At 40.1% G+C, this 15,203-nt stretch carries 17 protein-coding genes; 6 read left to right on the top strand and 11 right to left on the bottom strand.

Going from position 1 to position 15,203, the window contains the following annotated elements; translation table 11 throughout:
• Positions 1-15: 15 nt before the first annotated feature.
• The 3 genes from DUT71_RS09390 to DUT71_RS09380 form a co-directional block, all read right to left on the bottom strand.
• Positions 16-327, bottom strand: coding sequence for a hypothetical protein (locus DUT71_RS09390; protein WP_113662280.1), 312 nt, complete (start codon positions 325-327; stop codon positions 16-18).
• Between the two features lie 58 nt (positions 328-385).
• Entirely contained in the window at positions 386-682 is a 297-nt protein-coding gene (locus DUT71_RS09385) for a winged helix-turn-helix domain-containing protein (RefSeq protein WP_113662417.1), read from the bottom strand.
• A gap of 75 nt (positions 683-757) precedes the next feature.
• Positions 758-1,390, bottom strand: a complete 633-nt coding sequence (locus tag DUT71_RS09380; RefSeq protein WP_113662279.1) for a hypothetical protein — start codon at positions 1,388-1,390, stop codon at positions 758-760.
• Positions 1,391-1,524: 134 nt separating this feature from the next.
• On the opposite strand from DUT71_RS09380, the gene DUT71_RS09375 reads away from it, so the two are divergent.
• From DUT71_RS09375 to DUT71_RS09355, 5 genes are all read left to right on the top strand, one after another.
• Positions 1,525-2,175 carry an ABC transporter ATP-binding protein gene (locus tag DUT71_RS09375; protein ID WP_113662416.1) on the top strand — a complete coding sequence of 217 codons (651 nt, stop codon included), beginning with the start codon at positions 1,525-1,527 and terminating at the stop codon, positions 2,173-2,175.
• A 63-nt stretch (positions 2,176-2,238) separates the two neighbouring features.
• Positions 2,239-2,709 (top strand): ATP-grasp domain-containing protein, encoded by a 471-nt coding sequence (locus DUT71_RS09370; protein ID WP_113662278.1) that lies wholly within the window; start codon positions 2,239-2,241, stop codon positions 2,707-2,709.
• 38 nt (positions 2,710-2,747) lie between these two features.
• The gene (locus tag DUT71_RS09365; RefSeq protein WP_205313898.1) at positions 2,748-3,353 is read left to right on the top strand and encodes a haloacid dehalogenase; all 606 of its coding nucleotides are present in this window, start codon (positions 2,748-2,750) and stop codon (positions 3,351-3,353) included.
• 41 nt (positions 3,354-3,394) lie between these two features.
• Positions 3,395-5,008 carry a S41 family peptidase gene (locus DUT71_RS09360; RefSeq protein WP_113662277.1) on the top strand — a complete coding sequence of 538 codons (1,614 nt, stop codon included), beginning with the start codon at positions 3,395-3,397 and terminating at the stop codon, positions 5,006-5,008.
• Positions 5,009-5,153: 145 nt separating this feature from the next.
• Entirely contained in the window at positions 5,154-5,420 is a 267-nt protein-coding gene (locus DUT71_RS09355) for a hypothetical protein (RefSeq protein ID WP_113662276.1), read from the top strand.
• Positions 5,421-5,453: 33 nt separating this feature from the next.
• Here the strand turns inward: DUT71_RS09355 and DUT71_RS09350 are convergent, their stop codons facing one another.
• Complete coding sequence (locus tag DUT71_RS09350; RefSeq protein WP_113662275.1) at positions 5,454-6,389, bottom strand: M20/M25/M40 family metallo-hydrolase; 936 nt, start codon at positions 6,387-6,389, stop codon at positions 5,454-5,456.
• A gap of 124 nt (positions 6,390-6,513) precedes the next feature.
• Between DUT71_RS09350 and DUT71_RS09345 the strand changes: the two genes are divergently transcribed.
• Positions 6,514-7,497: a potassium channel beta subunit family protein gene (locus tag DUT71_RS09345; protein ID WP_113662274.1), complete on the top strand. Its 984-nt coding sequence runs from the start codon at positions 6,514-6,516 to the stop codon at positions 7,495-7,497.
• Between the two features lie 57 nt (positions 7,498-7,554).
• On the opposite strand, the gene DUT71_RS09340 is transcribed toward DUT71_RS09345, so the two are convergent.
• The 7 genes from DUT71_RS09340 to lpdA all read right to left on the bottom strand — a co-directional run bounded on the left by DUT71_RS09340 (position 7,555) and on the right by lpdA (position 15,114).
• Positions 7,555-8,346, bottom strand: coding sequence for a PhzF family phenazine biosynthesis protein (locus tag DUT71_RS09340; RefSeq protein WP_113662273.1), 792 nt, complete (start codon positions 8,344-8,346; stop codon positions 7,555-7,557).
• Between the two features lie 83 nt (positions 8,347-8,429).
• Positions 8,430-9,878 (bottom strand): glyceraldehyde-3-phosphate dehydrogenase, encoded by a 1,449-nt coding sequence (locus DUT71_RS09335; protein WP_113662272.1) that lies wholly within the window; start codon positions 9,876-9,878, stop codon positions 8,430-8,432.
• Positions 9,879-10,007: 129 nt separating this feature from the next.
• Complete coding sequence (locus DUT71_RS09330) at positions 10,008-10,868, bottom strand: sigma-70 family RNA polymerase sigma factor (RefSeq protein WP_055130013.1); 861 nt, start codon at positions 10,866-10,868, stop codon at positions 10,008-10,010.
• Between the two features lie 363 nt (positions 10,869-11,231).
• Positions 11,232-11,828 carry a hypothetical protein gene (locus DUT71_RS09325; RefSeq protein ID WP_113662271.1) on the bottom strand — a complete coding sequence of 199 codons (597 nt, stop codon included), beginning with the start codon at positions 11,826-11,828 and terminating at the stop codon, positions 11,232-11,234.
• On the bottom strand, positions 11,794-12,597 hold the full coding sequence (locus DUT71_RS09320) for a metallophosphoesterase family protein (RefSeq protein ID WP_113662270.1): 804 nt from the start codon (positions 12,595-12,597) through the stop codon (positions 11,794-11,796). Before DUT71_RS09320 ends, DUT71_RS09325 begins: the two co-directional genes overlap by 35 nt.
• A gap of 30 nt (positions 12,598-12,627) precedes the next feature.
• Positions 12,628-13,470: an MBL fold metallo-hydrolase gene (locus DUT71_RS09315; RefSeq protein ID WP_113662269.1), complete on the bottom strand. Its 843-nt coding sequence runs from the start codon at positions 13,468-13,470 to the stop codon at positions 12,628-12,630.
• A 255-nt stretch (positions 13,471-13,725) separates the two neighbouring features.
• The gene (gene lpdA / locus DUT71_RS09310; RefSeq protein ID WP_113662268.1) at positions 13,726-15,114 is read right to left on the bottom strand and encodes a dihydrolipoyl dehydrogenase; all 1,389 of its coding nucleotides are present in this window, start codon (positions 15,112-15,114) and stop codon (positions 13,726-13,728) included.
• Positions 15,115-15,203 lie beyond the last annotated feature (89 nt).

Genomic DNA, 15,203 nt, shown 5'->3' with positions numbered 1-15,203 from the left:
AAGATCTTGCTGGCATTAGCTCCCAGCAAAAGGTGTCCCGAAAATGCCTACCGCCAATTCAGCCCATACTAAGAAGAGAATTAGGAGTATTACCAGCGTGATGATGATTCTCCAATTGGCAGATCTGACCTTACGTGTCACCAGTTCAATGGCAAGTCCGGTGATACTGAGCAATGCACCCATCACTACAAAATCGAATAGTTTCCAGTCTACCTGGTTGGTAAATTGCATGGCTACCAGCGGAATGGCCAAAATTAACCCTACAGTGGCAAACATTATGGCCAGTCTTTGTTTAACGTTTGTTTTTAAATTTGTTTCTGTTTTCATGATTTTTATGGTTTTTATTTAAAGTACTTTGTTTTTCAAAGTTTAAGTTTAAAAAAAATTAAATGCCTTTGATCATTTTTTCCAAGCCGTCTAAATGAGCTTTGAAAGTTTGTTTCCCTAGTTCGGTAGCGTTATAGGTGGTATTTGTTTTTCGACCGATGAATGCCTTGTGCATCTTGATAAATTCCGCCTGCTCCAAGGTATTTAAGTGCGAAGCAAGGTTGCCATCGGTAAGCTCCAGCAACTGTTTGAGGTCGTTAAAGCTCACACGATCATTCACCATAAGCACCGACATTACGCCTAGCCTTATCCTGCTATCGAAAATTTTATTTAGTGCGCCTATCGGATTTTTCATTTTATTGTGGTTTTTTAGTTGTTTGGCCCTAACTGTTTGGCGGTGCTTTTGCGCAAACATTTGCCTAAAAACTTTTTACTTCTCACCTCGCTCATATTTGAAATACATGACGCTGCCATACAAAATATGCAGTACACCAAAGCCAACAGCCCAAAAATATAAGCCCAATCCGATATTGAACATGGCAATAACACCTAATATAACTTCGCAGATGCCCAGAAAGCGAATGTCTGAATAAGTATATTTACTGGCATTAATGAGTGCCAAGCCGTAAAAAACTAAAGTGCTGGGGGCAACCAAGCCAACAGCATTGCTATGGTTAAGCAAAAGCGCTATTACAAAAGCACCACCGGTAAGAAGTGGGATCAATAAATTGATGAGCAAATTTTTGCTGGTATTGTCCCAAATAGGGAGCTTTTTCTTTCTGCTTTGCCTGTAGGTAAAAAAAACACCTCCCAAAACTGCTGTAACAAGTACCAATACACCAATTTTCAGTAATTCGATTTCAATGTCAGAATCGGCATCCATGCCATAGCCATAATTGCCAGCAACGTATCTCTTTAAAGCTTGATGCGCAAAATAGGCTCCTACAAGCGCCGTTATTCCGGCAAAAATACCAGATAATCCGCTTAAGGAGATAAACTTTGAAGAACGGTTCATGATATTTCTAATATCATTCAGCGTATCTAACTGCTCTTTTTGATTCATTTTAAAGTGCTTTGTGTTTCAAAGTTAATGATGGATTTTTGATTTGCAAATTTTTGTGGAATTTTTTTTGGCGGTTTCATGGCCAACACTACTTATTTATGCTTGCTTTTGTGGTAAATCAGTACATTTGCCTTATGTTGCAAGCCAAAGGGATAAAAAAAGCATACGGAAACCTCCAGATCCTTAAAGGAGTAGATTTTGAAGTGGCACAAGGTGAGATTGTAAGTATCATCGGAGCTTCTGGTGCCGGAAAAAGCACGCTGTTGCATATTCTTGGCACACTTGATCAGCCTGATGAAGGTGAGGTTAGCCTAAAAGGAACCGCTATCAGTAAGTTGTCGGGCGGGATGTTGAGCGTGTTCAGAAATCTTAATATCGGATTTGTATTCCAGTTCCACCACCTGCTGCCAGAGTTTAATGCTTTGGAGAATATTTGTATTCCGGCGTTTATTGCAAAAAAGAGTAAAAGAGAAGCAGAAAAAAGAGCAATGGAGCTTTTGGATTTGTTTGATCTTAAAGAGAGAGCCTATCATAAACCAGCAGAACTTTCCGGTGGCGAACAACAAAGGGTTTCGGTAGCGCGGGCTTTGATTAACCAACCCTCCATTGTACTTGCTGATGAACCTTCCGGGAACTTGGATTCAGCTAACGCAGATGCCCTGCATCAACTTTTCATCAGCCTCCGCGACAACTTTAAACAAACCTTCGTAATTGTAACACACAATGCTGATCTGGCACAAATTAGCGATAGGGTAGTGACCATGAAAGATGGTTTAATCGTTTAATAGGTTGTTTATCATCGCTTTGCTAAACAAAATTCACTCATTCAAAATAAAAATCATTCAAAATTGAAGATTCTAATAACCGGGGGTAAAACGGCTACCTCTTTAAAACTGACAAAGGCTTTCGGGGATGCATCAATAATTTTAGGCGATTATGGCGACGTGCCCTCTATCAAAGTTAATGCTTATGATTTTGCCAGCTTGGGACCATGGAATGTTGAAGTTTTAGCGCATAACTTACTGACTAAGTGCTTGGATTATAGTGTCGATGTTTTGTTGCCGTTGTATGAAGCAGAGATCAGCGCTGTTTCAAAATCAATCATTTTGTTTGAAGAATTTGGATTAAAGGTTTTGTTGCCCGAAAATCCTCAATTGAGTTCAACTAAATTTAAAGATTGGTGTGTTTTTGCGGAAGGCAAATTGATTTATACTTCTGTGGCCATTCAAGTAGAGAATGGCAGCGGCTTAAATGGCGCATATTCTTTTGATGCTGAAACAGGGAACTTTGCATTAACTTCAGTTGCTGATCCTCAATAGGTCTTTTGACTTTTTATTTTTCATTTTTCATTTTTAGCATGTCTTTCGAAAAATATTTAACCGATAAAAAAGCGCTCATCCTTACGTTGGATGATGCCTTATTCCCCAAAAAAGATTATTTGCTCCAGGTTTATTACTTGTTTTCAGAATTTATGGCCTACACGGAGCAGCATGATTCAAAAGCCATGATTGATTTTATGAGCAAAACCTATGCAGCTGAAGGCAGCGAAAATATTTTCGATAAAACAGCTGAACAGTTTGCCATTCCAGAAAAATACAGGCATAATTTTGAGCTACTTCATGAAACTGCCAGGCTGCCCTTAAAATTGCTATTATTCCAAAATGTACTGTGCTTGTTGCAGGAAGCGGTGGTCAATCGTATCCAGATTTTCCTCTTGGCAGAGGGAAATCCGGCAGAAGCGATCAATAAAATCAAACAGGTAGAATGGCATGGATTGCAGGAATACCTAAAGATATATTTTACGGCAGAATATGGCCATTCGATAAATAATGCTTTACAGGGGATGCTAATTGAACAAGTTGTTGAAAAAGATGTGGTTGTGATGTTTGTTTCTGAAAGCCAATTTAAAAGTGGTTTAGCTGGTTTTGGTTTAGAATGTTTCTCTGTAACAGAAATATTGTAAGAAATATTTCGTTAATTAGGGGTGCTTATTAATTATTAAACATGAACAAAAAATATTTCTTGATGCTCTCTGTAGTATCATTATTGGCTTTGGAAAGCTGTAAAAAGAGCAAGGTTACCCCAACACCAACACCTCCCGTGGTTACCCCGCCTACAACTGCTACCGGAACCAGGACACAACTGACTTTAGATTCTATCTTCCTTTACGCAAAGCAAGTTTATTTATGGAATGATAAACTCCCAACTTATGAGGCTTTTAATCCAAGGCAATATATAAACCAGTCAACTGATGCTAAAAATTATGCGCAAGCACTTTTTGAAATAACTAAATATTCTATCCCTTTTGAGTGGAATAATGGCGATACCAGGTCTAAGTTTTCTTATATTTTCGATAAGGCAAATAAAAATCCTGTAGCGGTAATAGCTCCAACATCATCTGTTGATTTAGAAGGTAATGGAAATGACGTAGGTTTGGATGTTGGTTTTTATGGAAATGTACAAAACTATACCGTTTATGTGAGGGCGGTATATCCGGGCTCTCCGGCAGCCCAGGCAGGCTTTGTAAGAGGTGACAAATTGACCAAAATTAACGGAGTGTCTTATGGCCTCAATTATACCGATGCCAAAGGGTCGGCAATACTTAATGCACTTGAAAATTCTGTTAGCTTAGAGGGCGTAAAAGGAGCTGATGGTACTACTTTTACTGCTAATTTGACTAAGACAGTTTATAGTAGTAGTCCAATTTATAAATCGCGTGTGATTAATGCGGATGGTAAAAAGATTGGTTACATATCTTATGCCAGGTTTGCAAAACTAACTAACCCCGGCACACGTACAACACCTCCTTCTGACACGAGATTTGATCCTATATTCCAGAACTTTGCAACTGAAGGCGTAACGGCTTTGATTATCGACCTGAGATATAATGGTGGTGGTTATGTGTCTACAGCAGAGTATCTTACAAATTTAATCGCACCTTCTACGGTTAGCGGGGTGATGTTTAGCGAACATTTTAATCCGCTTATGCAAGCGGGCAATGCCAAAATCTTGGCTAATCAGCCCTTGCTAGATGCGAATAATAAAACTCAAGATCAAAATGGAGATGGTAAAATAGATACTTATGCCGATGTAAACTATTCTGTTGCGGCTAATACCGTTAGTTTTTCAAAAAGAGGTCCATTAACAGGTGTAAAAGATGTGGTATTCATCGTTGCAGCAGGAACGGCTTCGGCAAGTGAGTTGCTGATCAATAACCTAAAGCCCCATGTGAATGTTACTTTGGTGGGAAAAAAGACTTATGGAAAGCCCGTTGGTTTTTTCCCGATAACTATAGAGAATAAATATGATGTTTATTATTCTTTGTTTGAGAGCAAAAATTCGTTAAATCAGGGAGGTTATTATGATGGGATGAGTCCTGACTATGACCTGTCTGAAGTTCCTGCTAACACGGCAATGTTCGATTTTGGGGACCCAAATGATGCGTATCTTGCCAAAGCAATTGGTGTTTTAGCTAGTTCGGCCAAATCCAGCAACCATAATGGTACAATGTCCAGCGTAAGGATGTTTAACACAGTATCATCATCCAACGTCATAAGTCCGGAATTAACCCGAAAATTTAACGGTATGATCGAAAACAGATTTAAACTGAAAAAATAAAATACAGTTAAAATAAACGAAAGGCCGCAATAGCGGCCTTTTTTGTATGCAAAATTTTTACAAAATATTGTTTAAAAATTAAGATGCAAAATTGTCTTTCTTACAAAAAATCATTAAGCTTGTTTACACATAAATTTGAATACTTATGATAGGGGAATTAATTGAAAAGGAAGAGATCGACGTGACCGAATTTTTGCCTGCAGATGTACAATTATCTGAAGAGATGCTATCCAAGCTTTCCTATGCGCAAAGGCTGGGGAATGAATTCAAGTCCAAAGCCTACATCGCTTTTAATACTAAGCATGGTATAAAAAAGGTGAGTACAACGGTTTGGTCAGTCACCGAAAAATATCTACAGTTGAAAAACAACGTTCACGTGCCAATTAAATCAATTGTTGATATAGACTTTTAGCAAAAATCCCAACCTTTTGAGGTTGGGATTTTTTTATTGCTTATTCATTTTTAAGTTTTCTCGATATACCATCTGTAGTGCTTTTTGCTTATCTATATTGACAATAACCTCTTGGATCACGCTTACGGCATTCACATAAAACTCTTTGTTGATGTTTTTAAACTCGTCGGTAGCTTTATGGTAGTCAGGATGGTCTTCTACCCCAAAATAAATAAATGGGATGTTTTTGGCGTTAAATGCGCCTTGGTCACTTTGATTGGTCCAATCATCATGGCCCAGTTTAGGATCATCATGTCCCAATAATAATTTGATATTTGGATTGTTGGTCACTAAGTACTTTTTCAATTCGGGATATTTAAAAGTTCCTGCGGCATAGAGTTCGCCTTTATCGTTATGGCTAATCATATCCATGTTAATGTTCAGTTTAATCTTGTCCAAGCCCACCGGAGGATTAGCTACAAATGCTTTTGCACCTTGCAAACCTGCTTCTTCGGCATCAAATAGCGCAAAAATAAGGGTGTAGTTGGGCTGGTGCTCCTTAAAATACTTGGCAAAGCTCAATAATGCGGCAACTCCGGAAGCGTTATCATCGGCACCGTTGTAAACCTCATTTTTAATGATCCCAATATGATCATAGTGTGCCGAGATTACAATCACCTCATCTGTTTTACCTTTTACGTAGGAAACCAGATTAATTCCCTTAGTGATGCTGTTTCGGCCTTTGATCTCGAAATTCTGTTCATAAGATCCCATCGAAGGAAGCGGTGCCACGCCAATTTCCTTTAAGCGCTTGGTAAGATAAGCCCTGGATAACTCACTGCCCTTGGTACCCGATTTGCGGCCCTCATATTCATCAGAGGATAAAATTTCAACATCCTTTAACAACTGACTGTTTACCGTTTTTGCCTCCTTTACCGAACCACAGCCCAATTGCAGCGCCAAGGGTATAATCAATAATAATCTTTTCATAAATTTTCTTTGAAACTTAAAGTTATAAATATCTATTTAAAAAGTTTTGTTTTTGTAAAATCATTCCAAAAGGTACTATCCTCTGCCAATAACTTTCTAAATTGCCCAATCAAATTTTCATATCATGGAATATAGAAGACTAGGAAAATCAGGGTTGCAGGTAAGCGCCCTTTCGTTTGGTAGCTGGTTAACTTTTGGCAACCAAATTAGTGATAAAGTAGCTGATGAACTGATGGGGCTTGCCTATGATGCAGGAGTCAATTTTTTTGACAATGCAGAAGGCTACGCCGAAGGGAAATCGGAAATTGTGATGGGTAATATCCTAAAAAAACAAGGTTGGAACCGTGAATCGTTTGTGGTTTCGAGCAAGGTTTTTTTCGGTACAGAGAACAAAGGGCCTAACCAGGTAGGTTTGTCCCGCAAACATGTTATAGAAGCTTGCAATGCAGCATTAAAGCGTTTGCAGGTAGATTATCTGGATCTATATTTCTGTCATCGTCCTGATAAGAATACGCCTATTGAGGAAACCGTTTTGGCCATGAACACGCTTTTGCAACAAGGTAAAATCTTATATTGGGGAACTTCGGAGTGGAGCGCTGCCGAAATTATGGAAGCCGTTGCCGTTGCAAAGCAATACAACTTAATAGGGCCAACCATGGAACAGCCCCAGTATAATTTATTTGAGCGTAACAAAGTGGAAAACGAATATCTGCACCTGTTTAAGAACCATGGTTTGGGAACCACCATTTGGTCGCCGCTAGCTTCGGGTATCTTATCTGGGAAATACACCAATAGTGGGGTAGAAGGAACCAGGTTGGGGATGGCCGGCCTAGAGTGGCTAAAGGACAGAACCTTGGCCGCGGATAGAATGGAAAAAGCAAGCAAATTGCAGCAATTGGCCAATAAAATGGATGTTTCTTTGGCAAAATTATCTATTGCCTGGTGCCTGAAAAATCCAAATGTGAGTACGGTAATTTTAGGCGCTTCCAAAGTGTCGCAATTGCAGGAGAATCTTCAGGTGCTGGAAGTGTTGCCATTATTGACCGAAGATGTGATGGCAGAAATTGAAGGCATTGTTGAAAACAAGCCTAAGCGCCCTGATTTTTAATTTGGAAGCTTGTACACCTCAAGGCCGCTGAATTTTCTTAGCGGCCTTGAGGTGTTTTTAAAGATATATCTCGCCTTTAAGATAGGTCACCGCATTGCCGCTCATGAGCACTCGGTCAGCTTTTAGCTCGCACCATAATTCTCCTTTTCTTTCAGAGATTTGACAAGCGTGCAGTTGAGTTTTGCCCAGTTTCTCGGCCCAGTAGGGGATCAGGTTGCAATGGGTTGAACCTGTTACCGGGTCTTCGTTAATGCCCGCTGCAGGAATGAAAAATCGTGATACAAAATCGCAATGGTCACCTTTTGCGGTTACCAGCACCCCATCTTGATCAATTTTTGCCAGGGCAGAAAAATCTGGCTGTAAATTCTGAACGTCTTTCTCACTTTCATAAACCAACATGATGTCTCTAGCCCTAAACACGTCAATTGGTTTTTTCCCACCCAGGGCTTTAATTAACGCATCTGAAACTTCATGTTTCTCCACAGGACGAGCGGGAAAATCTAGGGTATATAACTTGCCCTTTCTGGTAACGGTTAAGGTTCCGGCTTTTAAGGTGTGAAAGTGGATTTCATCTTTGGGGTAATTTAGTTCTGTAAATAAAATATGGGCCGTAGCCAAGGTTGCATGTCCACACAAGTCTATTTCAAAGGTTGGCGTAAACCAACGTAGTTCAAAATGATCACCTAGTGGAATAAAGAAAGCTGTTTCGGACACGTTGTTTTCAGCAGCGATTTTTTGCATTTCACTAGCGGATATCCATTGTGATAAAGGTACTACCGCTGCGGGGTTACCTCCAAATAGTTGATCGGTGAAAGCATCTACCTGATAAATGGGAAGTTTAGTCGTCATGTGTTGGCTTTAATTTTCCAAAAATAAAAAGGGCGCACCCGATTGGGAATGCGCCACAATATAGTAGTTTGTTTGGTTAGTGACTAATAATAAGTAAGCCTAACTACGCCAGCAATTTTTTTGGCCAAGCGGATTACTTGCCGGGTATAACCGTATTCGTTATCATACCATGCGTAAAGGACTATTGATTTACCATCTTTTGAAATGATCGTAGCCGGACCGTCCACAATAGAGGCATGGCTGTTGCCAATCAAATCAGTGCTCACCAGTTCATTGGAAACGGAATATTCCAGTTGCTCAGAAAGGTCTCCAAAAAGGGAAGCCTGTTTCAGTACCTGTTCCACGTCGTTTTTACTTACTTCTTGGTTTAACGAAAGATTTAAAATGGCCAATGAAACGTTGGGAGTGGGAACACGAACGGCATTTCCAGTCAGTTTTCCAGCAAGCTCAGGAAGCACTTTGGCCACTGCTTTATCTGCGCCAGTTTCCGTAATTACCAGGTTTAAGGCTGCTGAGCGGCCCCTACGGTATTTTTTATGGTAATTATCTAGCAGGTTTTGGTCGTTGGTGTACGAGTGAACCGTTTCAATATGACCTTTTTCTATTCCAAAACTATCGGCTACTATTTTCAAAACCGGGATAATGGCGTTGGTGGTACAAGAGGCATTGGAGAAAATCGTTTCTTCGTTAAAATTAAAATCAGCATCGTTGATACCGGTTACGATATTGGGAATATCGCCTTTGGCCGGAGCCGTCAGTAAAACCTTGCTTACGCCCTTAGCTTTTAAGTGCCTACCTAAGCCTTCTCTGTCGCGGTATACGCCTGTATTATCAATCACCAAAGCATCGTTGATATCATATGGCGTGTAATCGGCATCCTCTGGGTTTTTTACTTCAATAAGGTAAATGGTTTGTCCGTTTACAATCAAAGCTTTGTTTTCGTGGTCTTCTACAATAGTTCCACTAAATGGGCCGTGTATTGAGTCGGTACGCAGCAGTTCTGCACGTTTAGTAAGCTCCTCATCACTGTAACTACGGGTAACAATGGCTCTTAAACGCAGTTGTTCACCTTTGCCGGCCTGCACAATGAGCTCTCTGGCCGCAATACGCCCGATACGTCCAAAACCATATAAAATAACATCTTTTGGTTTTAAGCTGATTTTGTCTTTGCCAATATGGTTGCCCAATTTGCTGATGATAAAGTCATGCATAGACGATTGTGTATTGCTTTCATCAAGCCATTCAGAAGCTAATCTGCCAATATCAATACGTGAAGGGGCAATGCTAGATTTTGCGATGGTATTGGCAAGTTCCAGGGTTTCGTAAATAGAAATATCTTTCCCGCTAATTTCTTTGGCGTACTGATGGTAGGCAAGGATTTCGCTACTGCCAACATCAAACAAAGGCTTGCGGAAAAGTACCAGTTCGATAGATCTATCAAACCATAGGTGGCCTACGCACTTAATTAATTCAAGTGCTTTTTTTTCTTTTTCAATCCAGTTTTGAAACTCCGATTGATATTTATTAGACATACAAGAAATTATTTTGGTTAGAAATGCCGCAAAAGTAAAAAAGATTGGGTACTCTCCCAATCTTTTCTGTTATTATTTTCTTGTAAAATACTGCTTTTTAGTGTGTTAAAAGTACACTATGTGGGCTTTTTAACCCAGGTACGATTTCAAGATTTTGCTTCTTGAAGTGTGGCGTAAACGTTGTAGAGCCTTGTCTTTGATTTGACGTACACGCTCACGGGTTAAGTTAAATTTCTCTCCAATTTCTTCTAGCGAAAGTGGGTGATTAGTACTTAAACCGAAGAATAATACGATAATTTCGCGTTCTCTTTCGGTAAGTGTAGAGAGGGAACGTTTAATCTCTTCCGAAAGCGACTCGTTGATCAGATTGCTGTCGGTATTAGGCTCATGGTTTTCCAGTACGTCAAGTAGGGTATTTTCTTCACCTTGTACAAATGGCGCATCCATGGAAACGTGGCGGCCAGAGTTGCTTAAAGTATCTGAAATCTTATCAACTGTAGTTTCTAAAATATCTGCCAGTTCTTCTGGAGAAGGCTCACGCTCATATTCCTGCTCTAGTTTAGAAAAAGCCTTGCTAATTTTGCTTAATGAACCTACTTGGTTTAAAGGCAAACGTACAATACGGCTTTGCTCAGCAATGGCTTGCAAAATTGACTGACGAATCCACCAAACGGCATAGGAAATGAACTTAAAGCCTTTGGTTTCGTCAAAGCGTTTTGCAGCCTTAATTAAACCTAGGTTTCCTTCGTTGATTAGGTCGCCAAGTGTTAAACCTTGATTTTGATATTGTTTGGCTACCGAAACCACAAAACGAAGGTTGGTTTTGGTTAGTCTTTCAAGAGCGGCTTGATCTCCCTCACGAATCTTACGGGCTAAAATTACTTCTTCTTCTGCGGTAATTAAATCTACTTTTCCAATCTCATGCAAGTATTTATCTAACGATTGACTTTCGCGGTTGGTAATGGATTGGGTTATTTTGAGTTGTCTCATCTATGTGTATTGATCCTCGTTTTGTTTTTCAGTGCTGCAAAAATAGTGTTTTTTTAAGCATATCTGAAAGTTAAATTACTGAAAATGTTATGTTTTGTCATGTATTTTTGAACGAATTCTTTACTACAAAAATCATTCCAAGTTGAGTTTATGTCAGTTTTAATAGTTTATTAATTTATGGTATATTTTTATCGAATATCAATTAAAATGTATTGTTATTTAATTATTATATAGCTATTTTGATTTTGAATTTTTCAATTTTAATTTGATAAATGGACATTGAGATGGCAGTTGCTAGGACTGCTGGCCAAATAGTTCATGACAGGCCTGTGCAAAAATCGCTACACCATTGTTAGCGATGGGTTATTTGAGATACAGCCGGACACCGTATCCCATAAAAAATATCCTGCTAATGGGAGTAGTCGTACGATTTTCGTACCAACTGATGAGGTAAAGATCATTCGTATTTGTTTCGGCATAAAGGCTTACCGCTTTGATGGCAGATTTCTGGCTGCCCAAAATTTTCACTTCGGTACTAAAGCCTAAATGCACTTTTAAGGCCGTAGACCACCAATAATAGCCATCTGGGTATTGGTCAGGATCAAATTTTTTATCAAAATTACGGCCTAAAGTATAAGAAATAAACAATCCGGGATTAAGGGGTTTCCACTCCACGTTTTCCCCAAACCGTACGTTAAAAGGTTTATAATCAAATTTAGGGGTTAGGATATTCAGTGGCCCGCCCTTGCTGGCAGGAACAAAACCATAATTAAAGCTTAAGGAAGTCTTTTCCCCAAAAAAATGATAGCCTACGCCACCACTTGCATATCCTATGCTGCCGCCGTATTGTAAATTAATATAATCGGGGGTTAGCGCTTTCAGTATTTTGCTTTGGCCTAAGCTTAAAGATGGTGCAAGAAAAATGCTAAAAATTAACAGGAGTGGTCTCAATTTGTCCATTGGAAATATCTAGGATCGTGTAGGCTCTTTTAAGTACGGCGTTGGTAATGATAAAAGGTACACTGTTGTTGTAAGGTTTGTATGTTTTGTCAGGCTGATGTTGGTGGGCATGAAACGAAGCTAAAAAGCCCGGGGTACTATTGGCCAGTTGTTCGTATATAGGCCTAAGGTTAGGATCAAAATCGGCATCATTGGGCGGGACATGTGAAAAAGCAATGATGTTTGAAGTGCCAGGATCAAGCTTAAAATTGGCCTTTAGCCATGCGATGTCGGGAACAGCACCATTGAAATTATATTCACGGCTGTTTGAATCGAAGCACACGAACTTTATGGTGCCATAGTTAAAAGTAAAATTAAACTCGCCAAACATCCTCCTGAAAATGTGGGGGCCGTTAGCTACCAAATCATGGTTGCCTACAATGGATATGAATGGTACTTTTAATTTTGAATAGATGCTGTATATACCTTCAAACTCCAGCAATTGCCCAAAGTCAGAAATGTCGCCATTTAAAATCACAAAATCGATGTCGTTCCTGGCGTTTATTTGGTCTACAAATAGTTGGGCCTCTTTGTACATGCGTTGCGTATCGCTCGATATGGCAACCCTGATTCTTGGTCCAGGCGTTTGCTGCTGTAGTTTGGCTATTTCGGTATTGTTGACATTTTGCGGTGTGCCATCCCTAAATTTCTGGTTAGGGCTAAATTCTACCCCATTGCAGCCAAAGGCAAGTATGGTTGCAGCAGTGAGATAAACGAAAAGTTTTTTCATGAAAAGTTAACAAGAGCGTTTGGCTATTGTTTATAAAATATCTTTCAGTGGGAAGGTTTCCTTTAGCCGCACTCCTTTTTCCGTTTGTTGTACCGTGCAGCATTCGCTAATAGGGTCGTGCTCCAGATACAGAATGTAGTTGTTGGCGGCGGCTTCTTCTAAAAATGCCTGTTTTTCCTTCAAAGTTTGCAGTGGGAACATATCGTACGACATCACGTAGGGCAGTGGGATATGTCCGGTAGAAGGCAAAAGATCGGCCATGTAAACAATTGTCTTGTCTTTGTACTGTAGCTGCGGTAGCATCATGGCATCAGTATGGCCGTATGCAAAGCGGATATTGATTCCGTCGTGGAAATGGACGTTGTTCTGTGTAGGGATGAAATTTAATTGTCCACTGTCCTGAATGGGTAAAATGTTTTCTTTTAGGAAAGAAGCTTTTTCCCTGGCATTAGGATTTACCGCCCAATCCCAGTGTTGTTGGTTGCTCCAGTATATTGCGTTTTTAAAAGCGGGAACCAGCTTTTCACCTTCCCTTTCGATAGAGCCGCCGCAGTGGTCGAAATGTAGGTGCGTTAAAAAAACATCAGTGATATCATTTCTATGAAAGCCATGGGCCGCTAAAGATTTGTCTAACGTATCATCACCATGCAAATAGTAGTGCCCAAAAAATTTTTCATCCTGTTTATTGCCCAGGCCATTGTCAACCAAGATCAACCTGCCGCCATCTTCAATCAGCAAGCATCTCATGGCCCATGAGCACATATTGTTCTGGTCGGCCGGATTGGTTTTTTGCCAAATAGATTTTGGGACTACGCCAAACATAGCACCGCCATCCAATTTAAAATTTCCTGTATTTATAGTGTAGAGTTTCATGACGTAAAGGTATAAGGTTTATGGTTTGGAGGTTAATGTTTGCAAACAAACTGACCTAAAATAAACAAAAAGCCCTATCGATTTTAGTCGATAGGGCTATGTTTTATTGGAATGCCTTTAGCTTACAAGCTCAAGTTATATTGAAAACTCACTGGCAATCAGGCTTTGATCGCTGATGCTGAAATAAATTTATTTCAGCATCAGCGATGTATCTAAACGAGTGTAAATTAACTATATAATAATCGAACTCAGCTCTTACAAGTGGATTACTTCTCCGTAAGCATCTGCAGCAGCTTCCATAATGGCCTCGCTCATGGTAGGGTGCGGGTGAACAGATTTGATCATTTCGTGCCCGGTAGTTTCCAATTTACGAGCCACTACAATTTCGGCAATCATTTCGGTTACGTTAGCGCCAATCATGTGAGCACCTAACAATTCACCATATTTAGCATCAAAAATTAACTTAACGAAACCGTCTTTTGCACCCGCAGCACTTGCCTTGCCTGAAGCCGAGAAAGGGAATTTACCAATTTTCAATTCATATCCAGCCGCTTTAGCTGCTTTTTCAGTATAACCTACTGAAGCAATTTCAGGTGAGCAGTAAGTACAACCTGGGATATTGTTGTAATCCAATGGTTCAACGTGCATTCCAGCTAGTTTCTCCACGCAAAGGATACCTTCTGCAGAAGCTACGTGGGCCAAGGCTTGGCCTGGTACCACATCGCCAATGGCGTAATATCCTTTTACGGAAGTGTTGTAATACTCGTCAACTACAATTTTACCTTTATCGGTTTTGATGCCTACTTCTTCCAAACCGATGTTTTCGATGTTGGCCACTACGCCTGCTGCCGAAAGTACGATATCACACTCGATGGTTTGCATACCGTTGGCCGTTTTAACCTGTACTTTACAGCCTTCGCCGCTAGTGTCAACCGATTCAACACTTGAAGAGGTCATGATCTCGATGCCTGTTTTCTTTAAGCTGCGCAACAATTGTTTGGATACGTCCTCGTCTTCTACCGGCACAATGTTTTCCATAAATTCAACGATGGTTACTTTAGTGCCCATGGTTGCATAGAAATAAGCAAACTCCACGCCGATGGCACCAGAGCCTACTACTACCATTGATTTTGGTAGTTGCGGCAATACCATTGCCTGACGGTAGCCGATTATCTTTTTGCCGTCTTGCTTTAAGTTAGGTAACTCTCTTGAGCGTGCGCCTGTAGCAATCACGATATTTTTAGCGCTAAGTTCTTTTTGCGAACCATCAGCGCCTTTAACTTCTACTTTGTTGCCTGGCTTTACTTTTCCAGTGCCCATAATTACGTCAATCTTGTTCTTTTTCATCAAGAACTGAACGCCTTTGCTCATGCCATCGGCAACGCCACGGCTACGTTTCACCACTGCTTCGAAATCAGCCTTGGCCTCAGCGGTGGTAATGCCGTAATCAGCGGCGTGGTTGATATATTCGAAAACTTGTGCACTTTTTAATAAGGCTTTGGTTGGGATACAGCCCCAGTTAAGGCAAATTCCACCCAATGATTCGCGTTCTACAATGGCGGTTTTGAAACCTAATTGAGAAGCTCTGATGGCAGTAACATATCCGCCCGGACCGCTACCTATAACAATTAAATCGTAGTTCATATTCTTTTTAAAAGGAAATTAACGTAATAATTTGCTGCCAAAATTAAAAAAAATGTTGATTAAACCATGCCATGCAGCCGTAAGGTTAT

Origin of the sequence: Pedobacter nanyangensis, assembly GCF_003313505.1 — a bacterium.
Classification (GTDB): Bacteria; Bacteroidota; Bacteroidia; order Sphingobacteriales; family Sphingobacteriaceae; genus Pedobacter; species Pedobacter nanyangensis.
Note: the sequence above shows the minus strand (reverse complement) of the source record. Positions and strands in the feature narration are given on the sequence as shown.